Consider the following 22,644-nt stretch of genomic DNA (forward strand, 5'->3'; position numbering starts at 1 on the left):
CCGCCCCTCCGGGGGGACCGGGGACTCCGGCCACACCTCCCGCTCCGAACATCCCTATGCCGCGCGCATCCGTCACAAGCGGAATGCCTCGCGCGGCAGGGAACCGGCCGTGCGGGCCCGCCGGCGAATGCGGGGTTCCGGCCTGAACGGGGAGGATTCCGCACGTCCGGAAGTGCCGGACGGGACCTCGGGCGCGCCGGTGGGTGGGGAGGCGGGCGGCGGGGCCGAGGGAGGCTTCGTGGGCGTCGGGGCGCCGTCCCGGTCGTCGAGGACCTCGGCTGCACCGCCGATCGGTCCGGGTGTCACGCACGCATGGACTCGTCACGCGATCTCGGCCTCGGACCTTGCCCGGAGACGGGGAACACGGCTCCCCCACCGCCACGAACGACGAGAGCACCGGACCCAAGGGGCCCTGAGGTCACTGGTGCGGCACGCGCCTGCTTCCGGCCGGCCACGGAGCCGGATGGGTTGTCGGTCGCGCCCCTGCCGCCCGGAGGATCTCGGCGGCGTCGGGATGAGGTCCGTTGTTCGCCCAGTCCAGTGGGGACTTGCCTGCGCCGTGGTCTTCGCGGAGGTGGGTACCGGCACCATGTGCCGACAACTGCCGGATCGTTTCGGTGTGTCCCCAGCAGGCGGCCGCGCACAGCGGTGTGCCCTCCGAGCCGAGGCCGCTGCTCTCGGTGTCGGGAGAGGCACCGGCTTCCACGAGCAGACGAGCCGTCTCGGCCTCGCCCTGCACCGAGGCCAGGTACAGCGCGGTGGTGCCGTCACCGTTCCGCCTCTCCGGACTCGGTCCACCGCGCAACAGTGCCTTCGCGCGCGGTGTCACCCGCCAGGACTGCTTCGAAGAGACGGCGGGACGGCTTCTTCTGCTGTCGCTGCTTCACAACGGGTGAACCTGGCGGTCACAAGCACGCCGGAGCCGCTCTCATCCCTCAGCCGATCGCCGCGACCGGCGCCGTGACTCCGCGGCTCCGTGGCGAACGGCGCGCTTGCCGTATCCCGCGGCGACAGCGCGATGCCCCTCGAGGCGATCGACGCTGGACTCGACCGCCGGCGCCGACGGTGGTCGGCCGGGCCCGAGGCGCGGCACGCGGACTTCACCAGGACCGAGGTGAAGGTTCCTAGAACACCGTGACCGGCACGAAGCCGAACAGGTCGGCGAGGATCGACAGCCCGAGAGCCACGCCGCCGCCCAGCAGGGGAAGGACGAGGACCACCAGGAGGACCAGTCCGATGACGAACTGCGCGGCGTTGCGGCGTCGCAACTGGTTGACGCCCGGGTTCCGCGGATCGTAGAGGATCTCCTCCTCGTCACGCCCCCCGTTCGTCCCCCGGTACGCGCGCATGGCTCCTTCGGCGTCCGTGAACAGGTAGACGTACGACGCGTCGGAGTCCCCCGCGTCCACAGAACCCGAGTTCTCGCGCCGCCCGTCGACCGTGATCCCCCGCACGGCCAGGATCCAGCCCTCGCGGACGGGCTTCCAGCCCAGTTCGGTCAGGCTGACTCCCGCGCCGACCAGCGTCGGGACGAGCGGCCAGAGGACGGCTCCGGTCCAGGACCGGGTGATCAGCAGCGCGGCCAGCACCAGGAAGAACGCGACGACGACGGCCACGTCCCACCGGACGGAGGGCAGCCCCGGGCGCTCCAAGGCCTCGACGCGCACCAGTGACGGGCCGGAAAGGGCCAGCTCGGCCGTGTCGCGCACCGGTAGCGCCTCTCGCAGGACGGTGGCGAAGCGTTTCACCGCAGTGGGCCTGAGCGAGGCGAACCGATGGGTCCGCGCCGCGTCCGGCTCCTGTCCGGTCAGGACGACGACGAGCGTACGCCCGCGGAGCCCGCGCACCTCCACACGCTCGATCGCCGCCACGGGTATCCGCCGGACCTCCCGCCCCGACCGCAGCAACAGCTCCCCCGAACGCAGCCGGGCACGCCGTCCGAGCGTTCCGCGAAGCACCAGCGAAGAAGAGATGATGGAGGTCATCGCCCCACTGTAGGGGCGCCCCGCGGGCACCGGTCCCGCTCTCCTTGACACTCCCCCTTCGGGACAGGACACAAGCACCCCCTCCGGTTCCCCTCGCCCTCGGAGCGATGGGCGCGCACCTGTCCGACGGGGTGTTCTGGGGCGCCCTGCTGGGTGGTCTCGCCGTCGCCTTCCTGATCACCACACCGGTCAACAAGTGGATGATCGGCCGCGGCAAGGGCCACGCCGTGGTCCACGCCCACCACTGACCCGCCATCCACGACGTCCGTCATCCGTCACCCGGGGCACTCCACTCTCCTGGATCGCCCCGGACGTCTTTGCGCGCCGTGCCGGTGGCGAGCCCCCGCGTCGGGCCGCTCCGGACACGGCGGCCCTTTGGCCCGCCGGGGCGCGGGGTCAGTTCAGGACGCGTCCGAGGAAGCCGCGGACGTACCCGGTGATGGTGTCGAGGTGGTCTTCCAGGGCGAAGCGGCCGGTGGCGAGGAGAGGGATCTCGGCGTCGGGCAGGTCGCGGCGGTATGCCTCGGCGCCGTCGGGGCCGAGGATCTCGTCGTTGCGGCCCCAGATCGCCAGGAGGGGGACCCAGGTGGCGCGGAAGTAGTCCTGGAAGGCGGGATAGGCGTCGAGGTTGTTCTTGTAGTCCCGGAAGAGGGCGAGCTGGATCTCCTGGTTGCCCGGCCGGTCCAGGAGGGCCTGGTCGTGGGTCCAGGTGTCGGGTCTGACCAGGGTGGTGTCCTTGACGCCGTGGGTGTACCGCCGGTGTGTGGCCTCGGCGGTCAGCAGGGCGCGCACGGCGGGCTCGGCGTCGGTGCCGGGGCGGGTGGCGTAGGCGAACAGCAGCACCGCTTCGGAAGCGCCCTTCAGACAGACGAGCACCCGGTCCTCCCCGGCGGAACGCAGCGTGGTCATGCGCTTGCGGAGGCTGTCGAAGGGGACCTCTCCGATCCGGGGGCGGGTCGCCGACAGTTCCACCGGGCGCGAGCAGCCCGCCTTGGTCGCGGCATGCGGGAGGACATGCGGGCACGGGCCACCTTCAGCCTCTTCGCGCGCGACCTGCCGCCGGAACGCGGATTCCTCGTAGCCGCCGGGCTCGAACCGGCCCTGGACCCGACCACGGCAGTCGGCATCCGCGAAGACGGTCGTCCGGCGGAGCGGCGACACCGCCTCCGGAAGGATCGTCCCGAGCACCCGACCGGGTGAGACGGGCCGTCAGGCGGTCTGGTCGGACTGTCCGGCGACCGGGGTGCGCGGAGCTCGGACAGGTACGGCGTCCGGCGGTCGTACCGGCAAGTGGCCCGTACGGCCGAGCACCGCGACCCAGGCGGCGCACGCGAGCCCCAGCACGGTCAGCGTCCCCCAGACCAGGTACTCCTCATGGCGTGTGGCGTCCCACAGGACGCCCGCGGCGAAGTTTCCGCCGGTGATGCTCAAACCCGCGACGGTGCTGTAGAGACCGTAGTGAGTGGCGACGAAACGGCCCCGCGCCAGCGCCACCACCATGTCCATCTCGAACGGGTGGATCACGGTCGATGCCACGGCCAGCAGTACGGCTGTCGTGGCCAGACACCCGCTCCTCACCAGGGTGGTCCCCTGGGGAAACAGGGTGAGCGGGACGAACGCCAGTCCCGTGAGCGACAGTCCTCGCACCAGGGTCTGCTGAGCGCTCCACCGGACTTTCACCCACGCGGTCAGGCGCAGCTGTGCCGCGACCGCCACGGCCGCCGACGCGACGAACAGCGCACCGGTCACGAGCGGGCCGTCGGAACCGAGCGTCTCGGAGGCGACGAGAGGAAGGAGCATGTAGGTCTGGAAGGTCAGGACGGAAGAGCCGGCCATGGCCAGGGAGAAGAGCGTGAAGGGCCGGTTGGCGGCTACCGCGCGCCACTGTGCCGCGACCCCGCACGGAGTCGGACTGCGCCGTGCGGGCAGGGCCCGCCACTGGAGAACCGCGAGGGCGCCGAACACACCGGCCGCCACCACGCACACCAGACGGAAGTCGACGGCCAGCAGGGCGAATCCGACGACCGGTCCCAGCAGCATCCCGCCCTGGAAGTAGACGTTGAAGACGGCGAACGCGTCGACGCGCCGCTCACCGGCCTCTGCCGCGAGACAGGCGCGGACGGCAGGGTTGAAGAGCGCGCTGGCGAAACCCGTGGCAAGAGAGGCGGAGATCAGGGCGGGGAGGGTCTCCGCCCAGCCCAGCATCCCGAAACCCGCCGTGCGCAGGAGACAGCCCGTCAGGATGGGCGTCTTGTAGCCCACCCGGTCGACGATCGTGCCTCCCAGCAGGTACATGCCCTGCTGAGAGAGGTGACGGAGGCCGAGCACCAGCCCCACGGCCGACGCGGCAAGTCCCAGGGTGCCCGCCAGGTGGAGGGCGAGATACGGCATCAGCATGCTGAAGCCGAGGTTGATCGCGAACTGGTTCACCATGAGCAGCCGCACGACCGGCGGGAACGACCGCGTCTGCGTCCAGAGCCGCTTCATCGATGTTCGTAACTCGCTCGGGGCCTGGACCCGTCCGTCCGTCGCATGGCACGCCGATTACACCTAGTGACAGAATCAATGTCCATGGATGCCGAGAGTAGTCAGGGTGGCGACTCCGGAGACGCGCTCATGCGCAGCACGGGCGCATGCTGGCATGAAGTCGCCACTGCGGTCACCCTCTCCGCCGGTGCGCGTCACGGTGCCTGGAACCGTGCCGCGTTCGGGCGGCGCGGCGGTCACCTGAACGGGCGGTGGGCCGAATGCCGTCGCGGTTCCCGGCCCGGCGGCCGGTCGGCGTCCCGCCGATCGCGTCGCGGAGACCGTCCCCCTCGCCAGGTGGCTCGTTTCGCGCGGGTGCCGTCCGGTGCCGTGCCCTCCATACTGCGGGAGAGGTCCAGACACGAACAGTGACAGCCTTCATGGCACGGTCTGCGTGAAAGGAATCCCCTTGCGCGAGACGGGCGGCATTCGAGGCACCGAGGTCGGCTCGACCGGATCGCGGGTGCGATGGCAGGTGGTCGTCCTGCTGTTCGTGGCCGTCGTCATCAACTACGTGGACCGATCGAGCCTGTCGGTGGCGCTCCCGGTCGTGGCGGAGGAGTTCGGCTTCGACGCCGGTGTGTCCGGGCTCGTCCTCGGTGCCTTCTTCTGGACGTACGCGGCGTTCCAGATCCCCTGCGGACGGCTGGTCGACCGGTTCGGGGCGCGTCGAGTACTGGCCGTCGCCGCGGTGACGTGGTCGCTGGTCACCATGGCGACGGGGCTCTCGGCCGGCTGGGTCTGGCTGCTGGGCTTTCGTCTGCTGCTCGGCGTCACCCAGGCCGCGATGTTCCCGGCCGGGACAAGCTGCATGGCGCTCTGGTTCCCACGCGACGAGCGGGCGCTGGCCAGCGGGCTGTACGACAGCGGCGCTCGTGTCGGCACCCTGGTCGCCCTCCCGGTGTTCGCCGCGCTGATGGTGGCGGCGGGGTGGAGGGGGGCTTTCGCCCTGGTGGGAGTTGTGGGCCTGGTGTGGGCGCTGGTGTGGTGGTGGATGTTCCGCGACCGGCCGGACCAGCACCCGGGGGTCTCGGCGGCGGAGCTGCACCACATTCGGCGGACCGAGCCGGCCCCCGTCGCGGGCGCGTCCGCGACCACCGGACCCGGCTGGCGCGTGGTCTTGCGCAGCCGCGCGGTGTGGGGCACGGTCATCGCCGTCGTCGCCCAGTCGTACGTGATCTACTTCTTCATCACCTGGTTCCCCTCCTATCTGGTCGACGCCCGTGGGTTCACCCTGCTCGAACTCGGCTTCTTCGGCACGATCCCGGGACTCGCGGCCATCGGGGGAAACTGGCTCGGCGGGTGGGCGTCCGACGCCCTCGTCAAGCGGGGCAGGACGCTCACGTTCGCGCGGAAGTCCTGTGGGGCGGGCGGACTGCTCGTGTCCGCGTCCGTGGGAGCCGCGGCCGTCGTGCCCGGCGCGGGCGCGGCCCTCGCCCTGCTCTCGCTGTCGTTCGCGGGGGTGTCGTTCGCGACGTCCGTGCTGCTGACCATCCCGGCGGACCTCTCGCCCCCGGGCGCGCCACTGGCGGGAACCCTGCAGAGTCTGCAGAACACGTTCTCGGGTCTGGCGGGCATCGCCTCGCCCCTCGTCGTCGGCGTGCTGAGGGACGTCACCGGGTCGTTCGTCCCCGGGCTGCTGTCCGCCGCTCTGGTCGCGGTCCTGGGCGCCCTCGCACTCCTCGTGGTCGTGGACCGGATCGACGCCGACGTGCTCGTGGCCGACGGAGGCGGTCTGGTGCCCGGGCTCCGGAAGGGGCAGGCTGACAGCGGCGTTCCCTACGGCGGCGACGGCGGACAGGAGGTGCGGTGATGGCGGACGAGGTGATCCCGCGGGTGGCGCGCGGGTGGATCGACGACCGGGCCTTCGCGGTCCTGGGCATCCCGAGGACGGACGGCTCCCCCCACCTGTCGGTGGTGTGGTGCATGACGGACGGGGACGAGGTGCTGGTCAGCACCCTGCGCGAGCGGCTCAAGTACCGCCTCCTGGAGCGGGATCCCCGCGCGACGCTGCTGGTGTACCCGCGCGAGAACCCCAACTCGTACGTCTCCGTGGAGGGCACGGTCGCCTTCCAGGAGGAGGGCGCCGCCGGCCTCATCCAGGCGTTGGCCATGAGGTACAAGGGGCGCCCCTATCCGGAGGAGCCGGACGCGGAGCGTGTGACCGTGCGTCTGAAGCCCGAGCGGGTCTTCGTCAGGGAGCGTCCCGCCGCAGGTCGGTGAGGGGCAGCTCCCGTCCGGTCCGTGCGGCCTCGGCGGCCACGGTGGCCACGTACACGGCCGTGTGGGCTTCCTGGAGCGTCGCCGCCCTCGGCGGCTTGCCGTGGGCGCAGCACTCGGTGAAGTGCTCGTGCAGGGCGACGAATCCGGCGTCGTCGTCTTCGAGGACGTCGGTGTGCGAAGGGCTGGCGCCGTCGGCCGGCGCCGTCTCGACGCGGAAGTGGCGGGCGTGGAAGCGTCCCCGTTCGAAGGCGGCGGAGCCGGCGGAGCCGACGACGTCGAGGCTGCCGAAGGGGACGTGGGGGTCGCTGATCCAGGAGCCCTCCACGGTTCCCACGGCACCGCCGGGGAAGCGGAGGAGCACCGTGGCGGCGTCGGCGACGCCGCCACGGCCGGTGTGCGTCATGGCCGCCACGGAGCGGGGCGGCTCACCCACCATCCAGATGATCTGGTCGATGCCGTGGACCAGGGATTCCACGATGATGCCGCCGCTGCGTCCCTCGTGCCACAGCCAGTCGCCCTCCCGGTCGCGCAGGCTGTACATGCGGTGGTAGGCGTGGGCGACGGTGCCGAGTTCTCCGGCCGCGATGCGGTCGCGGAGCCGCTGGAGGGGCGGGACGAACCGGAAGTGGTACGGCACCATCACCGTCAGGCCCCGGCTCTCGGCCAGTTCCGCGAGGCGCGGGACGCCGTCGGGGCGCAGGCCCACCGGCTTCTCGACCACCAGGTGCTTGTCCGCGCGCAGGACCGCTTCGGCGATCTCCAGATGGGTGTCGGGAGGGGTGCACACCACCACGGCGTCGACCGCCGGGTCGGTGAGGACGTCGTCGAGGTGGTCGGTGACGGTCGCGGTGCCGAAGTCGGCGGACACCCGAAGGGGCGTGCCGGGCTCCACGACGACCCGGACCAGCTCCGCCCGTTCGACCCGTCGCAGCACCCGGGCGTGTCGTCCGGCCGACCAGCCGCTTCCCACGATCGCGTAGCGGATCATGCGCTTCCTCCTGAGCTCGGGTTGTCCTTCGTGTCACGGACGGCCGTGGCGGCACGGCCGGCCAGCCGCTCGGCGGTCAGTCCCGTCGCCCGCAGCAGATCGGTGTAGTCACCGGAACCGGGCGGGGCGGCGAGATCGCACCGTACGAGGTGGGGGCGCGTGCCGTCCGCGGGGCCGGCGGTGAGGGCTTCATCGAGGGCCGCCGCCAGTCCGCCCGGGCGGTACTGGTCCTCGACCGCGAGCACGACGGGAAAACCGCGCAGAACGGCGGTGAGTTCGGTCGGGACGGGGGACAGCCTGCCCACGTGCAGGGCCGCCGCCGGAATGCCGTGGTGCCGGGTCAGCAGCCGGGCCGCCTGCTGGACCTGCTCGCTCAGGGCGCCGTGGGCGCAGAGCAGGACGTGGCCGCCCGGAGGCGGCGGCGTCAGCCAGCGGGTCGGCGTCCAGGAACGGGCACCCGTGGCGGGTCGCCCGTCCAGGTGGACGGGGCGTCGGACGAGTCGTACCCAGCGGGGCCCGGGGCGGGTGGCGCAGTGGGCGGCCAGGGCCCGTGCGTCCGCCGCGTCCGAGGGGGCCACGACCTCGATTCCGGGTACGGCCCGCAGCAGGGCGGCGTCCTCGGTGGCGTGGTGCTGGACGCCGTCCCGGCCCGCGCTGAGCCCGGTCATGCCGGCCAGGAAGGTGACGTCGGCGCCGTGGAGGGCGACCAGGGAGCGGATCGGTTCCAGGGCCCGCAGGGAGAGGAACGCGGCGAATCCGGCGACGACGACCTTGAGTCCGCCGCGCCACAGGCCGAACGCGGCGGCGACGGCGGTGGCCTCGGCCACCCCGACGTCCAGGACGCGGTCCGGGTGGCGGCGGGCGAAGTCGCCGAGCCGGAACGACAGGGTGGCGTCACAGGTCACGATCACGAACGGGTCTGGCCCGCGCAGGAGTTCGCCGCACAGGGCGTGGGTGAACGCCTCCATCTGGGTCTCCTCGGGGGTCTCCTCAGGGGTGGACTCGGGGGTGGACAGGGCGCTCACCTCCGGCCCGCGTGGCGCTCGGCGTACATCTGGAAGTCCGGGGACGCGGTGTCGGCGGCGAGCAGGACGTTGACGAGGGTCGGTCGCTCGGCGTCGAGACCCGCCTTCAGGGCCTGCTCGAAGGAGGCGTCGTCCCGCACGGTGTGCGCGTGCCAGCCGAAGCTCCGTGCCACGCCGGTCCAGTCGGTGGCGGCGAACCGGTCGAGCAGGTCCGGCCGGTCCAGGCCGACCGCCGAGACCCGGTCGAGCAGTCCGAAGGCGTTGTCGTTGAGGAGGACGAAGACGAGGCGGGCTCCGATCCTGATCGCGGTCTCCATCTCCTGGCAGGCGAGGGCGAAGCCGCCGTCGCCGCCGATGCCGACGACGGTGCGTCCCGGCTGGGCGACGGCTGCCCCGATGGCGGCCGGAAGGGCGTAGCCGATGCTGCCGCTGCCGCGCGGGGCGATGACCGAGCGGCCCGTGCTCCGGGCGCGGAAGTGGGCGCCGGCCCAGCTACAGGCGCGGGAGGCGTCGGCGACCAGGGCGGTGTCGTCCGGGCAGGCCCGCTCCACGGCCTGGACGAGGACGCCGGGGGCGGGAGGCGTGGTGTCGTGCGGCTCGTCGAGGAGGGCGCCCGCGGCACCCGTCCAGGCGGGGGCACCGCGCCAGTCGGCCGCGCGCAGGGCGCTCTCCAGGTCGGCGAGGGCTGCCGCGGCGTCGGCGTGCAGCACGCACCGGGGGGAGAGGATGCGGCCGAGTTCCTCCTCGTCGACGTCGATCTGGACGCAGACGGCGTCCGGTGCGGGAAGGCGCCCGAAGCCGGTGGACTTGTCCCCCGCCTTGCTGCCGACCCAGAGCACCAGGTCGGCGCGGGAGGCGAGGTCGTTGGCGGCGGTCGAGCCCTTGGCGCCGATGACCCCGAGGCTGTGGGGGTGGGTCTCCGCGAGGACGCCCTTGCCGTTGAACGTCGTGGCCACCGGGATGCGGAAGGCGTCCGTGAGGGCGGCCAGCCGGTCGTACGCCCCGGACAGGTGGACACCGCCGCCGGCGACCAGCAGGGGCCGTCTCGCCGAGGCGAGCAGGCCGACGACCTCGGCCACCGCCGACGCGTCGGGGCGGAGGCGGGACGGAGCGGGCCGGGCGACGGACGACGGGGCGGCGGGCCCGGGCGCGCCCGGGCCGGCCAGCAGGTCGGAGGGGACGTCGAGGTGGACGGGTCCGGGCCGCCCCGCCGTCGCGAGCCGGACCGCCCGGGCGGCCAGGGCGGGCAGTCGGGCGGCGTCCGGGACCGCGAGGGTGGCCTTGACGCACGGCCGGAACATCTCCTGGTGGCGGCAGGCCGCCGTCGGCCACTGGTCCTCCTGGCCGAGGGGCACGCCGCTGGTCAGCGCGACCAGCGGTATCGAGCTGTTGTACGCCTCGTGCAGCGCGGGCAGCAGCAGCGGCGAGCCGATGCCGCCGGGGGCGTCGACGACCGCTGCCTTCCCGGTGAACCGTGCGGAGGCGTCGGCCATGTATCCGGCGGCGGTCTCGCTGCGGGCCATCACGTGGCGCACCCCCGCACGGCGCACGGCGGCGTACAGCGGCAGGGTCGACTCGCCGGGCAGGCCGAAGAACGACTCGACTCCCGCGTCCCGCAGGGCTTCGACGAGGCTGTCCGCTCCGGTACGTGTCACGTTGTCCTCCTGGGGACGGTTCGGTCTGCGCGCGGACGGCCGGAGAACGCGGCGAGGTCGCTCTCGGCGGCCCGCAGCTCCGAGCCGAGCGCGTGTTCCGCCCTGGCGAGCGTGTCGTCGTCAGGGATCCAGCTCATGGGCACGGGCTTCTGTTCGATGACGGGGACTCCGCTGCCGCGGACGGTGGAGGCCCACAGCACGGCGGGACCCGCGGAGTCGTTCAGGAGGCGTTCGATCCCGGCGTCCAGATCCGTGAGGTCGTGGCCGTCGACCGCGGCGAAGGCGGGGGCCGTGGAGGCCAGCATCCGCCGGGAGGCGTCCCCTCCCCGGGTCGTGCCGCCCGACTGGTAGCCGTTGGCGTCCACGACGAGGAGGAGGTTGCGCAGTCCGGCACGCAGAGCCCACTGGTACCCCTCCAGGGCGATGCCGGTCTGGAGTTCGCCGTCCCCTACGACGACGGCGACGCGTCCGCTGCCGCCGCGCAGGGCCAACCCGTGGGCCAGGCCGGCCGCCGCCGGGACGCCCAGACCCAAGGAGCCGGTGGTCATTCCGGCACCGGGCAGGAACCTCAGGTTGGGGTGGCCCTGGTAGGGGCTGTCGAGGGCCGCGTACGTCCCGTCCCCCTCCCAGCCGGCCACGGCCGCGTACAGAGCGGGGGCCGCGTGCCCCTTGGACAGGACGAGACGGTCGTGGTCCGGTGTCTCCGGCCCGCCGGGGTCGGCGAGGTCCAGGTGCTCGACCAGTGCCGCGAGGAGGTCGGCGACCGACAGGCAGGACCCCAGGAACCCCCAGCGGGTGCTTCTCACCGCACGCACCGAGGCGAGCCGCAACCGCAGGGAACGGGTCCGGATGCGAGCCGTCCGCTCCGTGTCGGGGAGCGCGTGTCGTGCGTCAGTCATCGGCGCGCCCGTCCCGCTCCCCGCCGGTCAGGTTGACCAGGACGGGCTCGTCGCGGTCGATCTCTCCGCGTGCGGCGAGCTGGGCGACTCCGGCGAGGGCGGCAGCGGCCGCGAAGCACACGGGGATGCCCTCGTCCTCGGCGAGCCACCGGCGTGCCCGGACCATCTCGTCGTCGGAGACCGCTGCGAAGCCTCCGCCCGTTCCGGTGGTGATGGCGCGCATGAAGGGATAGGTGTTGCTGGGGTCGCCGCGCAGGATGGCCTTGGCGAGCCCCTGCGGCCTGCGCAGGACGTGCTGCGGCCGGATGCGGTCGCTGCCGTCCCGGTCGGCGCGCCACATGGGCGCGCAGCTGAGCTGCTGGACACAGACGAAACGGGGCAGCGCCGGGAGCCGGCCCATGGCGAGGTACTCCTGCGCCCCCTTGTGCGCTCCGTACACGCCCATGCCACTGCTGATCGCCTGGAACACCACGGCGGGCGGGCGCGGCATCTGGTCGTACGCCTCCAGGTAGGCGAGCTTCAGCCCTTCCCGTCGGCCGGAGTTGAAGAAGCCGCCCTCGAAGAGAAGCCCCTGATCGGCCGCGAAGGCCCGGCCCGCGGCGGCGGCTCCCACGAAGTCGTCGTCGACGACGTGCAGTTCGACTCCGGGGTGGTGGGTGTACTGGTGGCGGTCGACGAAGTCGCGCCCGGTGAAGAGGTGGACCTTCATGGCGTCGGTGAAGCGCAGCCCCCAGGCGAAGGAGGTGGAGCTGTTGCCGGTGGAGCTGGCCACGAACTCGCTGACGCCCTGCTCCTGGAGCACGGCGAGGACGCACGAGGCCATCCGGTCCTTGGTGGTGCGGGTGGCGTTGCGCGTCTCGTCCTTGAGGTAGAGGTGATCGAGCCCGAGCCGGGACCCGAGGGCGCGGGCACGCACGCATGGGGTGTTGCCGTCGCCGATGTGGAGGACGGAGTCGCGGCGGTGCAGCGGAAGGAGGTCGAAGTACCGTGCGGACGGCACTTCTTCGTCCTCGCGCACCCGGGCCGTCGACAGGTCGTAGACGGGGTCCAGGAGGCCGCCGCAGGAACAGCGGGGATCGACGGCCGCGTACGGGCGGGAGGCGCCGCATTCAACGCACGCCGCCCGGAAGTCCTTGGTGGTCATCGGGGCTCCTCTGCGGGAACGGTGAGGGCGCCCGGCCCGGTCGCGGAACGGGCGTCGGCCGGGGCGGTCACATGGAGTCGTCCACCGGGAACGAGCCCCCGCTGTCGTCCGGTCCGGCGGTCCTCGGACAGCAGGACCACGTTCATGTGGTTGGGCAGGTGGGTGTCGTCGAAGCCCAGGACGTGACCGAGGAGCTTCCCGTCCGCCTCGTGGACCGCGTCGCCCACTGCGAGCAGGCCGCCCGTGAACTCGGCGAAGCCCAGGTAGGACACCTCGTCGACCCGGTCGCCACCTGCGGGGGGCGGCACGGGGGTGGTCATGAGCTCGTGGACGGTGCCGGCCGGGACGGCGCGGGTCCGCCAGCGCTCCAGCTTCATGCCGCGGCTGAGTCGGCGGTGCTCCATCACCGCGACCCAGCGGCCGGTCAGGGCGGAGCGCGGCCAGCGCGTGGCGTCCGGCCGGTCGGGGACGGAGTCGGCGAGATGCCTTCGCTCCAGCTCACCGGCGATGGTGCGGGCCGAGTCGGCGTCGTACCCGTCCACGGCGATCCAGGGGTGAACACCGGTCTCCTCCGCCAAGGCGGTGCCAGCAGGGGCCTGCGGGGTCGCGCCGATGCCGTGCCAGGCGGGGAAGCGGGCGGCGGACACCCCGGCGGCCCTGCGCAGTGCCGTCTCCGGGCCTACTCCGCGCGGTCCTGCGAGGAGGGCGAGGGGGGCCTGTTCGAGCACCTGGCAGCCCAGGGCCTCGGCGAGTTCGTCCGGGGTGAACTCCACCGTGCCCCGCAGGTCGCCGGATGCGCTCTGGGGTGCGGCCAGTTCCGGATGGTCGGCCAGGCACACGTGCCGGGCCAGGGAACGGATCCGCCGCAGCAGGTTCACGGGGAGTTCGCACGGGGAGGGCAGACCGCGTAGTCGCAGGCCACCCGGTGCGCCGGGATCGCGGGTGAGCTGGACGGACGACCAGGACAGCAGGGCGTGTCCGTGCCCGTGGAGCAGCGGGACCGTCGCGGCGGCCGTCCCCTCGGCGGTGTCGAGCAGGAGCGCCGCCCCGGAGGCCGTGCCGACGGCCGCGCCCGCGAGGACCGGGCCGTCCTGCGCGGCGAGCGCGGTGAGCAGCGCGGCGGTCAGGGCGGCCGGCTCGGTCAGGGAGCGGGGGTCGCCGCACTGCCCCGCGTACAGGACGGACCGGGCCGCCGTGTCCGTGACGAAACGGTCCGCCCTGCCGGGCATCCGGACCAGACGGAACCCGTCGGCGGCGCCGAGCCGGGCGGCGAGTCCTCTGCGCCCGCCGTGCAGGTGCAGGTGCTCGGCGGGTTCACCGCCGGGGACGGTGAGCCGGTCCAGCCGGCGCGGGGGGAGCGGTACGGCCAGGCACACCGCGTCCGGCGGTCGGCCGCCGGTGTCGGAGCCCGACGGCACGTGCGCCGGGCGCAGGGCCGCGGTGGCGTAGCCGATGACGGCCGGGTCGCTGCTCAGCAACCGGACCCGGCGGGGGCCGACGGCGAAGTCGGCGACGTGACCGGGTTCGGCACCCAGGTCGGCGGCGAGACCGGTGAGTGGAAGGGCATGGTTCTCGGCAGCGATCACGGGATTCCCCTCTTCTCGCTGAATGGCGTTGCCGAAGTGGTGAAGACGCGTACGGGCCCGGCCGAGGGCACGGAACGACGTGCGGGCCGGGGTGTGGGAATCAGGCGAACCAGTGGTCCGGGACGGTCACGCCGAGACCCGGCTCCTCGGGCAGGCCCAGTCGCCCGTCCCGCACGGTGAAGCCACCCTGCGGGCCGTACTCGGGATCGAGGACGACGAGGGAGAAGTAGTAGTCGCAGCCGTCGACCAGGGAGGGAAGCGTGAGCATCTGGTGCAGTGCGGCGGTCGTCCCCAGCCGGGACTCCTCGAACGCCCCCGCGTACCCGTAGACGCCGTGCAGTGCCGCGGCGGCGGAGATCCGCCCGACCGTGCCGTAGCCCCCGAGTTTGCCGAGCTTGAGGCTGATCAGGTCGTAGGAGCCGTCCGCCAGCAGACGACGCGCGTCGGCAGGAGTGCGGCAGCCCTCGTCGGCGCAGAGGGGTACGGCGAAGGACCGGCGCAGTCGACTGAGCGGCTGGTGGTGCTCGGGGGCGAAGGGCTGTTCCACGAAGTCGATCGGCACGTCGGCGACGGCCCTCATCAGCCGGGGTACGTCCAGGGGGTCGCCGGTGCAGTTGAAGTCCAGCCGGATCACGATGTCGTCGTACCGGCCGGCGAGGGCCTCGATCCTGGCGGCGTCGGTGCGCCAGTCCCGCACCCCCGTCTTCATCTTGAAGATGCGGTACCCCTCCTCGTACCTGGCCCGGACGAGCTCGGCCTCCTGGGCGAGGTCCTGGGCCGACACGGAGTACGACAGTCCGAGGTCCGGGCGCCGAAGTCCGCCGAGCAGGGTGTAGACGGGAATTCCCAGGGTGCGGGCGGCGAGATCGTGAAGTGCCGTCTCGACGGCACTTTTCGCGGCCGGATTTCCGACGATGGCGGCATCAATGGCAGCGCGGCAGCCTTGGAGATCCAGGACGTCGCGGCCCTCTATCGCAGGTTGTAAGAGTTTCTCGGCCACGTGGCATATCCCCTCCGGAGTTTCCGATGAGAAGAGGTTCCAGGTGGCCGCCTCGCCGTATCCGGTGACCCCTTCGTCACTTCGGACACGCACGAACACATTGGTCACGGAATCGATCAGGGATCCGGCACCCATCTCCTGCTTCTCCCTGGTGGGGAGCGTGCGTATGGCGGTGGAGATGTCCTTGATGCGCATGGAATACCCCTTGAGGTTATGTCTTGTTTATGCATGTTCGTGGCCTTACGCCGCACGCTGGCGATCATTTACGGTATGAGCGGCAAGCGGACCCCCGTAAGGCGTTTTTCGGGGGCGCACAGGAGGCACGGAGGGGAGCACGTGAAAATTCTCGGGATCAACGCCATCTTCCACGATCCGGCTGCGGCACTGGTCGTCGACGGCGAGATCGTCATCGCCCAGGAAGAAGAACGTCTTTCACGGAAAAAGGCTCGAAAGACACCGGTGCCGTTCAACCGGTGGGAACTTCCGGAACTGGCCGTCGCGAGCTGCCTGGCCGAATCCGGACTGACGATGAGCGATCTCGACGCCGTGGTCTACTCCTACGAGCCGTCCCTCGTCCCCGACCAGGACACGAACGAGCCGCGCGGCTTCTGGGAACAGGTCCACAAGACGTACGCGCAGACGGCCCCGCAGTTCCTCCACCGGATGTTCCCGGACCTCGATCCGGCCAAGGTCACCTTCGTCCCGCACCACTTCGCGCACGCCGCCTCCGCCTATCTGGCCGCGCCCTACGACAACTGCGCCGTCCTCGTCCTCGACGGGCGCGGCGAAGTCGCCACGCACCTCGCCGGCCGCGCCGAGCACGGCGAACTCACCGTCCTGGCGAGCCAGCACCTGCCTCACTCGCTCGGACTGCTCTACGAGGACGTCACCGAGCACCTCGGCTTCCGCCGCTGCGCGGACGAGTACAAGGTCATGGCGCTCGCGGCCTACGGTCAGCCCGCCTATCTGCGACGCTTCCGCGAACGCGTGCGGGCGAACACGGACGGCACCTTCGTCGTCGAACCGCTCGACCTGCACGAGCTGATGCCGCGCCGGCTCCGCGGCGAGGAGATGGAATCCCACCACGCAGACCTGGCCGCCACCGTCCAGCGCCGCCTCGAAGAGGTCCTCGTCGACCTCGCCCGCTGGCTCCGGCGCGAGACTGGAGAACGGGATCTCGCCATGGCCGGCGGCGTCGCCTTCAACTGTGTGGCCAACTCGCGCATCGCCAGGGAAGGCTCGTTCGAGCGGGTGTGGGTGCAGCCGGCGGCGGGCGACGCCGGTACGGCGCTCGGCGGCGCGCTCTACACCGCACAGGCGGCGGGCGACCCCGTCAAGCACATGACCACCGCCGCCCTGGGGCGCGGCTGGAGCGACGCCGAGACGGAGGCCTGGCTCCAGTCCAGCCGGATCCCCTACTCCCGTCCGCCGGACGTGGCCGCCGTCGTGGCCCGTGCACTCGCCGACAACAAGGTCGTCGGCTGGTTCCAGGGCCGCAGCGAGTTCGGCCCCCGCGCCCTGGGGCACCGCAGCCTGCTGGCCAACCCCAGCTACCGCGGGAACCTCGAACGCCTCAACGACATCAAGGGCCGGGAGCAGTTCCGCCCGGTGGCGCCCATGGTCCTACTCGACCGCGCCGCGGAGATCTTCGACGGACCGCTCCCGAGCCCGTACATGCTCTTCACCCACCAGATCAAGCCGGGGTGGGCCGAGCGCGTCCCCGCGGCCCTGCACGTCGACGGAAGCGCCCGCATCCAGACCATCGCGGAGGACGACGAGCCCCTGGTGGCTCGTATGCTCAAGGAGTTCGAACGGGAGACGGGCGTCCCCGTCGTGATCAACACCAGCTTCAACGTGGCCGAGATGCCCATCGCCGATCACCCCCGCGACGCCGTCGCCTGCTTCGCAACCACCCCCATGGACCTGCTGGCCCTCGGCCCGTTCGTCCTCCGGCGCCGCGACCTGTCGGCGGACTGACCATGGGCAGGGGCCCGGACGCGTACACGGCCGACGCGTTCCGCCGTGCGCTGGAGGAGGCGTGCGCGACGGCCGGCCTCTCCGCGGAGGGCGCCGAGCCCCTGCACCTCACCGTGAACGCGGTCTTCCGGCTGCGTCACGCTCCCGTGGTCGTCCGTATCGCCGGCCCTCAGCTCGGCCGTGACGACGTCGTCCGCGTGGTCGCCCTCGCACGCTGGCTGGAACACGAGGACGTCCCCGCCGTCAGGCTCGCCCCCCTTCCCGTCCCCCAACCCGTGGTGACCGGGAGCGGGCTGCCGGCCACGTTCTGGCGCCATCTTCCCCAGGCACCTGGCCGCCATCCGGCGGTCGACGAGCTGGCCGGCCCCCTGCGCCGCGTGCACGCCCTGGGGGCGCCTCCGTGCCCGCTGCCGGACTGGGACCCGCTCGGCGTCGACCGAGCCCGCCTCCGCAGGGCACCGGCAGGTGCGGGCGCCGCCGAACTCGCCTACCTGCACGACCTCGCCGATCGCCTGGAGGACGAGCTTCCCCGGCTACGGTTCGCCCTTCCCCGCACGGTGATCCACGGCGACGCCCACATCGGCAACCTGCTGCACGACGCCCGGGGCCACCCGGTCCTGTGCGACCTGGACTTCATGTGCGTGGGGCCGCCCGAATGGGACCTCGTCCCCGAACTCATGGGCTGCGTCCGCTACGGGCGCCCCATGACCGGATACCAACGGCTCGTGGACGCCTACGGCTTCGATCCCCGCACCTGGGAGGGCCTCCCGACCATGGCCCGCGTGCACGCCCTGAACGTCCTCACGGTCGTCCTCCCCCTGCTCGGAGCGAATCCGGGCATGCGCGCCGAGTGGCGACGCCGCATCGGCGCTCTGCGGGACGGCGTTCCGACAGGACCGTGGACCTCCTACCGGTACACGGTCTGAGATGCCTGGAGGGCGCGGAACCCGCAGTCACCTGATCCGGTCCCGGGCCGCATTCGGGTGACGATGGCGGCGGCCCGCTTCATGACGGGTTCCCGGTCCGGGCCGGTGACGCCGGTGACGAGGATGCCGGGAGCGCGAAGGCCAGGACGAGGCAGCCGGCCAGTCCGACGACGGGGACGATCCGCGCCGGTCGGCCTTCGGCCATGGTGAGGGTCCGGGCGGAGGCGTTGGCGACGGCGTAGTACACGAGGACGCCGAAGGAGGAGAATCCGATCGCCCCGCGCACGTCGGCCGTCGCCGCGACCACCGCCACCACGGCCCCGACGGCGAGTTCGGCGCGGTGCGGCACCTTGTACCTCGGGTGCACCGCGGCCGGGGCGTGCGGCAGGTGCCGGTCGCGGGCCATGGCCAGCGTGGTGCGGGAGACGCCCAGGATCAGGGCGAGCAGGGAGCCGAGCGCGGCGACGGCCGCACCCACGCGCACGACGGGGGCGAGCCGGTCGGCCCCCGCGACCCGCGCGGCGTCCGCCAGCGGCGCGGTCGCCCCGGCCGGTCCGTCCGGACCAAGGAGCATCAGGACCGAGACCGCCACGAGGACGTAGACGACCAGGGCGATGCCCAGCGCGATCGGGATCGCCCGGGGAATCGTGCGGGCCGGGTCGCGGACCTCCTCGCCGAGGGTGGCGATGCGCGCGTACCCGGCGAAGGCGAAGAACAGCAGCCCCGCCGCCTGGAGCACCCCGCCGAAGGTCGCGTCGGAGCCGATGTCCAGCCGGGCCGCGTCCGCCGCGCCGGAGGTGAGGGAGGTGACCACCACGGCGGCGAGGACCGCCAGGACGAGGGCCACGATCGCACGGGTCAGCAGGGCCGGCCTCCGCACACCGGCGTAGTTCACCGCCGTCAGCGCCACCACGGCGACGACCGCGACCGCGTGCGCCTGGCCGGGCCATACGTACGAGCCGACCGTGAGCGCCATCGCCGCGCAGGAGGCCGCCTTGCCGACGACGAACGCTCAGCGGGCCAGATAACCCCAGAACTCCCCGAGCCGTTCGCGGCCGTAGACGTAGGTGCCGCCGGAGGCCGGGTAGCGGGCGGCGAGCCGGGCGGAGGAGGTCGCGTTGCAGTACGCGACGACGGCGGCGAGCGCGAGACCGATCAGCAGCCCGGAGCCGGCCGCGCGGGCGGCCGGGGCCAGGGAGGCGAAGATCCCGGCGCCGATCATCGACCCCAGACCGATCACGACGGCGTCGGGCACGCCGAGCGTCCGCCGCAACCCCCCAGGAGTGCTTCCGACGGCCGGCGGTTTGTCCATGGACGCGTTCCTCAGGGCTTGGAAGGGGTGCGGACGATGAAGAGCGCGGCGACGTGGCCGAAGCCGATGACGACCCCGTGCGCGTTCCGGGCGCCTGTCGTAGTCGTCGTCATGACGCGGTCAGCTCTCCTGCGTCTTCGCGTCGATGTCGGCGACGAGGTTCTCGATGAGGCCCTTGATCTCGTCACGGATGGGGCGGACGGCTTCCACACCCTGCCCGGCCGGGTCGTCCAGCCGCCAGTCGAGGTAGGTCCTGCCGGGGAAGTACGGGCAGGCGTCGCCGCAGCCCATGGTGATGACGTAGTCGGACGCCTGGACGGCCTGGGGGGTGAGGACCTTGGGGCGCTGGCCGGAGATGTCGATGCCGAGCTCGGCCATGGCGGCCACGGCGGCCGGGTTGACCCGGTCGCCGGGCAGGGAGCCGGCGGAGCGGACCTCCACGCGGTCGCCCGCCAGGTGGCGGAGGAATCCGGCGGCCATCTGGGAGCGTCCGGCGTTGTGGACGCAGACGAACAGCACGGAGGCGAGCGGGGACTCGGGCATCGGTTCTTCTTCCACGACAGACGGGCATCGGCCCGGACTGGCATCAGCGATCAATGATGTGACAGTATCAGCCCATGCTGACGTCAGTCGACACTGATCTCTTGAAGGTCCTCGCCGACCCGCTGCGGCTCCGGATCGTGACCCTGCTCGCCCACGAGACCCTGTGCACCACGCACCTGGTCGAGGAGACCGGAGCCAGACAGACCAACCTCTCCAACCACCTCAAGGTGCTGCGCGATGCCGGGGTGGTGGAGACGGAGCCGTGCGGCCGGTTCACGTACTACCGACTGAAGCCCGAGGTCCTCGACGCGCTCGCCGGCCAGTTCGCCGGACTCGCCGCCACCGCCCGCGCCCACGCCGACTCCAAGAGGTCATGTTGAGCCCCACCGCCCCCGCGACCACCGCCCCGGAGGCATCCGTGGTCGCGAAGCTGTCGACGCTCGACCGCTTCCTCGCCGTCTGGATCCTCCTCGCCATGGCGCTCGGCCTGGGCCTGGGGCGACTGGTCCCCGGCCTGAACGACGCGCTCGCGAAGGTCGAGATCGGCGGCATCTCCCTGCCGATCGCCGCCGGCCTGCTGATCATGATGTACCCGGTCCTCGCCAAGGTCCGTTACGACCGGCTGGACGCCGTCACCGGCGACAAGAAGCTCATGGTCTCGTCGCTGGTCGCCAACTGGGTCCTGGGGCCGGCGGTGATGTTCGCCCTCGCATGGACCTTCCTTCCGGATCTCCCGGAGTACCGCACGGGTCTGATCATCGTGGGCCTGGCCCGCTGCATCGCCATGGTGATCATCTGGAACGACCTGGCCTGCGGCGACCGTGAGGCGGCGGCCGTCCTCGTCGCCCTGAACTCGGTCTTCCAGGTCCTCGCCTTCGGCCTGCTCGGCTGGTTCTACCTCGACGTCCTCCCCGACCGGCTCGGCCTGGGCGAGGGCGAGGTCCTCGACATCTCCATGGGGAAGATCGCGCTCAACGTCGTCATCTTCCTCGGCGTCCCCCTGCTGGCCGGCTTCCTGACCCGCCGCATCGGCGAGAAGAGGATGGGCCGTGAGTCATACGAGCGGCGGTTCCTGCCGAAGATCGGCCCCTGGGCCCTGTACGGCCTGCTGTTCACGATCGTCGTCCTCTTCGCCCTCCAGGGAAAGACCATCACCTCGCAACCGCTGGACGTGGCACGGATCGCGCTTCCGCTGCTCGTCTACTTCGCGGTGATGTGGTTCGGCACCTTCGCGCTGGGCAAGGCGATCGGCCTGAACTACGGCCGCACCGCAACCCTCGCGTTCACGGCGGCCGGCAACAACTTCGAACTCGCCATCGCCGTCGCCATCGCCACCTTCGGCGTCACGTCCGGCCAGGCGCTCTCCGGCGTCGTCGGTCCCCTCATCGAGGTCCCCGTCCTCGTCGCCCTGGTCTACGTCTCGCTCGCCTGGCGCAAGACGTTCGCCCCCGGCCGGTCGTAGACGCGAAGCCCCCGCCCCTGAACGGTGCTCCACCTCCGCAGGTCGGGGCACCCCCCGCTACGACGATGTACGGGCCGGGGACACCAGCAGCGTCCATGTCCACGGCGACCTTCATCTGCCCGAAGGGGAGCCGCGGGTCCACCGCGACGAGTGGAACCGTCCCGCCGGTCACGAGGTGCGCATCGCTACCGGACGAGCATGCCGGGACCTGGGCAAAGCGGGTATGTCACTGCACGGTGCCGCTGCGGCGTTCAACCAGGATCACGTCCCGCCAGACGCCGTGGTGACGGCCGATGCGCTCCCGGATGCCGATGATCCGGAAGCCGGCCCGCTCGTGGACGGCGAGGCTGGCCGTGTTCTCGGGGAAGATCCCGGACTGGACGGTCCAGATCCCGGCCGCCTCGGTGGACTCGACGAGCGCCTTCAGCAGGGCGGAGGCGACGCCCCGACCCCGGGCGTCGGGGTGGACGTAGACGGAGTGCTCCACCACGCCCGCGTACGCGCACCGGTCGGAGACCCTGGTGGCGGCGACCCAGCCGAGGACGCGGCCGGTCTCGTCGACGGCGGCGAAGCGGTGCTCGGGCAACTTGGCCGCGTCGAACCGCTCCCAGGACGGCGCGGTGGTCTCGAAGGTGGCGTTGCCCTCGTCGATGCCGGCCCGGTGGATCGCGACGACCTCGTCGGCGTGGTCGGCGGTCAGAGGGACCACGAGGACGGAGGCGGTCATGCGCCGGAAGCCTTGGTGAGCAGCCGCCCCATGGCGGCGAGGACCGCCGGTTCGACGCGGTAGTACACCCAGGTGCCGCGCCGCTCGGAGGACAGCAGTCCGGCCTCCTTCAGCTTCTTCAGGTGGTGGGAGACGGTCGGCTGCGAGACGCCGACGTCGGAGATGTCGCACACGCACGCCTCCCCGCCCTCGTGCGAGGCGACCGCGGAGAACAATCGCAGCCGGACCGGATCACCCAGCGCCTTGAACATCTTCGCCGCCGGCCCTGCCTCCTCGGCGGTCAGCGGCCGCTCGTTCAGGGGCGGGCAGCACGGCTCGACGGCGGGCTGAAGCAGCGGCAGCACCTTCACGTTCGACATGCGTCTATGTTGACACACGTCAAAGCAAGCACCCAGGGGCTGTCGACCGCCGGGCTCCCGAGCGGTCCTCCGCGCCGCGCGTCACGGCCGACGCCCCGCAAGGAGGCCGACGACAAGCTGCGCCGCCATTCCAACCCCACGCGCGCCGGGCGAAGACGGGACGGCGAGGCGCCACCCCGGCGCAGCGGCCGGCCCGCCCGGTCGAGGACGTCGAGCGGAACGGGGCGACCGAGGTCGGGCAGGTGACCGGTGGCCAGGATGATCACGTCCGCTTCCCCTCCGGTCCCGTCGCCCCGGATGACGGCCG

20 protein-coding genes and 2 pseudogenes are annotated in these 22,644 nt (G+C 72.2%); 7 read left to right on the top strand and 15 right to left on the bottom strand.

The window, feature by feature from the left end:
- Positions 1–418: 418 nt before the first annotated feature.
- Positions 419–829, bottom strand: a complete 411-nt coding sequence (locus ACFYNX_RS24280) for an ankyrin repeat domain-containing protein (RefSeq protein WP_388664064.1) — start codon at positions 827–829, stop codon at positions 419–421.
- A gap of 295 nt (positions 830–1,124) precedes the next feature.
- The gene (locus tag ACFYNX_RS24285; RefSeq protein WP_388664066.1) at positions 1,125–1,985 is read right to left on the bottom strand and encodes a hypothetical protein; all 861 of its coding nucleotides are present in this window, start codon (positions 1,983–1,985) and stop codon (positions 1,125–1,127) included.
- 86 nt (positions 1,986–2,071) lie between these two features.
- Here ACFYNX_RS24285 and ACFYNX_RS24290 point away from each other — a divergent pair.
- A pseudogene (locus tag ACFYNX_RS24290) lies at positions 2,072–2,233 on the top strand (DUF4396 domain-containing protein); the annotation flags it as partial.
- A 148-nt stretch (positions 2,234–2,381) separates the two neighbouring features.
- On the opposite strand, the gene ACFYNX_RS24295 reads toward ACFYNX_RS24290, so the two are convergent.
- Positions 2,382–2,957 carry a hypothetical protein gene (locus ACFYNX_RS24295; RefSeq protein WP_388664067.1) on the bottom strand — a complete coding sequence of 192 codons (576 nt, stop codon included), beginning with the start codon at positions 2,955–2,957 and terminating at the stop codon, positions 2,382–2,384.
- Between the two features lie 237 nt (positions 2,958–3,194).
- The gene (locus ACFYNX_RS24300; protein ID WP_388664069.1) at positions 3,195–4,472 is read right to left on the bottom strand and encodes an MFS transporter; all 1,278 of its coding nucleotides are present in this window, start codon (positions 4,470–4,472) and stop codon (positions 3,195–3,197) included.
- 448 nt (positions 4,473–4,920) lie between these two features.
- Here ACFYNX_RS24300 and ACFYNX_RS24305 point away from each other — a divergent pair, with 448 nt between their 5' ends.
- Together ACFYNX_RS24305 and ACFYNX_RS24310 are read left to right on the top strand one after the other, a co-directional pair.
- A complete protein-coding gene (locus ACFYNX_RS24305) occupies positions 4,921–6,324 on the top strand; it encodes an MFS transporter (RefSeq protein ID WP_388664071.1) in 1,404 nt (467 codons plus the stop codon).
- Complete coding sequence (locus ACFYNX_RS24310) at positions 6,324–6,734, top strand: PPOX class F420-dependent oxidoreductase (protein ID WP_388664073.1); 411 nt, start codon at positions 6,324–6,326, stop codon at positions 6,732–6,734. Before ACFYNX_RS24305 ends, ACFYNX_RS24310 begins: the two co-directional genes overlap by 1 nt.
- On the opposite strand, the gene ACFYNX_RS24315 is transcribed toward ACFYNX_RS24310, so the two are convergent.
- The 7 genes from ACFYNX_RS24315 to ACFYNX_RS24345 form a co-directional block, all read right to left on the bottom strand.
- Positions 6,706–7,722, bottom strand: a complete 1,017-nt coding sequence (locus ACFYNX_RS24315) for a Gfo/Idh/MocA family protein (protein ID WP_388664075.1) — start codon at positions 7,720–7,722, stop codon at positions 6,706–6,708. The genes ACFYNX_RS24310 and ACFYNX_RS24315 overlap by 29 nt on opposite strands.
- Positions 7,719–8,747 carry a transketolase C-terminal domain-containing protein gene (locus ACFYNX_RS24320; RefSeq protein ID WP_388664077.1) on the bottom strand — a complete coding sequence of 343 codons (1,029 nt, stop codon included), beginning with the start codon at positions 8,745–8,747 and terminating at the stop codon, positions 7,719–7,721. The genes ACFYNX_RS24315 and ACFYNX_RS24320 overlap by 4 nt, the downstream gene beginning before the upstream one ends.
- Positions 8,744–10,402, bottom strand: coding sequence for a thiamine pyrophosphate-binding protein (locus ACFYNX_RS24325; protein WP_388664079.1), 1,659 nt, complete (start codon positions 10,400–10,402; stop codon positions 8,744–8,746). Before ACFYNX_RS24325 ends, ACFYNX_RS24320 begins: the two co-directional genes overlap by 4 nt.
- Positions 10,399–11,301: a hypothetical protein gene (locus ACFYNX_RS24330; RefSeq protein ID WP_388664081.1), complete on the bottom strand. Its 903-nt coding sequence runs from the start codon at positions 11,299–11,301 to the stop codon at positions 10,399–10,401. Before ACFYNX_RS24330 ends, ACFYNX_RS24325 begins: the two co-directional genes overlap by 4 nt.
- Positions 11,294–12,445, bottom strand: a complete 1,152-nt coding sequence (locus ACFYNX_RS24335) for a pyridoxal-phosphate dependent enzyme (protein ID WP_388664083.1) — start codon at positions 12,443–12,445, stop codon at positions 11,294–11,296. Before ACFYNX_RS24335 ends, ACFYNX_RS24330 begins: the two co-directional genes overlap by 8 nt.
- Positions 12,442–14,031 (bottom strand): DUF6917 domain-containing protein, encoded by a 1,590-nt coding sequence (locus ACFYNX_RS24340; RefSeq protein ID WP_388664085.1) that lies wholly within the window; start codon positions 14,029–14,031, stop codon positions 12,442–12,444. Before ACFYNX_RS24340 ends, ACFYNX_RS24335 begins: the two co-directional genes overlap by 4 nt.
- A 100-nt stretch (positions 14,032–14,131) precedes the next feature.
- On the bottom strand, positions 14,132–15,226 hold the full coding sequence (locus ACFYNX_RS24345) for a mandelate racemase/muconate lactonizing enzyme family protein (protein WP_388664086.1): 1,095 nt from the start codon (positions 15,224–15,226) through the stop codon (positions 14,132–14,134).
- Positions 15,227–15,367: 141 nt separating this feature from the next.
- On the opposite strand from ACFYNX_RS24345, the gene ACFYNX_RS24350 reads away from it, so the two are divergent.
- A complete protein-coding gene (locus ACFYNX_RS24350; RefSeq protein WP_388664088.1) occupies positions 15,368–17,008 on the top strand; it encodes a carbamoyltransferase in 1,641 nt (546 codons plus the stop codon).
- A 2-nt stretch (positions 17,009–17,010) separates the two neighbouring features.
- Positions 17,011–17,934: a phosphotransferase enzyme family protein gene (locus tag ACFYNX_RS24355; RefSeq protein ID WP_388664090.1), complete on the top strand. Its 924-nt coding sequence runs from the start codon at positions 17,011–17,013 to the stop codon at positions 17,932–17,934.
- Positions 17,935–18,013: 79 nt separating this feature from the next.
- Here the strand turns inward: ACFYNX_RS24355 and ACFYNX_RS24360 are convergent.
- Together ACFYNX_RS24360 and ACFYNX_RS24365 are read right to left on the bottom strand one after the other, a co-directional pair.
- Positions 18,014–19,246 (bottom strand): annotated as a pseudogene (locus tag ACFYNX_RS24360) (APC family permease).
- 120 nt (positions 19,247–19,366) lie between these two features.
- Entirely contained in the window at positions 19,367–19,789 is a 423-nt protein-coding gene (locus ACFYNX_RS24365) for an arsenate reductase ArsC (RefSeq protein WP_388664092.1), read from the bottom strand.
- 74 nt (positions 19,790–19,863) lie between these two features.
- Between ACFYNX_RS24365 and ACFYNX_RS24370 the strand changes: the two genes are divergently transcribed.
- Together ACFYNX_RS24370 and arsB are read left to right on the top strand one after the other, a co-directional pair.
- On the top strand, positions 19,864–20,169 hold the full coding sequence (locus ACFYNX_RS24370; RefSeq protein WP_388664094.1) for an ArsR/SmtB family transcription factor: 306 nt from the start codon (positions 19,864–19,866) through the stop codon (positions 20,167–20,169).
- Positions 20,163–21,251, top strand: coding sequence for an ACR3 family arsenite efflux transporter (gene arsB, locus ACFYNX_RS24375; RefSeq protein ID WP_388664096.1), 1,089 nt, complete (start codon positions 20,163–20,165; stop codon positions 21,249–21,251). The genes ACFYNX_RS24370 and arsB overlap by 7 nt, the downstream gene beginning before the upstream one ends.
- A 226-nt stretch (positions 21,252–21,477) precedes the next feature.
- Here the strand turns inward: arsB and ACFYNX_RS24380 are convergent, their stop codons facing one another.
- Entirely contained in the window at positions 21,478–21,978 is a 501-nt protein-coding gene (locus ACFYNX_RS24380) for a GNAT family N-acetyltransferase (protein WP_388664098.1), read from the bottom strand.
- Entirely contained in the window at positions 21,975–22,337 is a 363-nt protein-coding gene (locus ACFYNX_RS24385; protein ID WP_388664100.1) for an ArsR/SmtB family transcription factor, read from the bottom strand. Before ACFYNX_RS24385 ends, ACFYNX_RS24380 begins: the two co-directional genes overlap by 4 nt.
- Positions 22,338–22,644 lie beyond the last annotated feature (307 nt).

This window comes from Streptomyces sp. NPDC007872 (assembly GCF_042868165.1).
Taxonomy (GTDB): domain Bacteria; phylum Actinomycetota; class Actinomycetes; order Streptomycetales; family Streptomycetaceae; genus Streptomyces.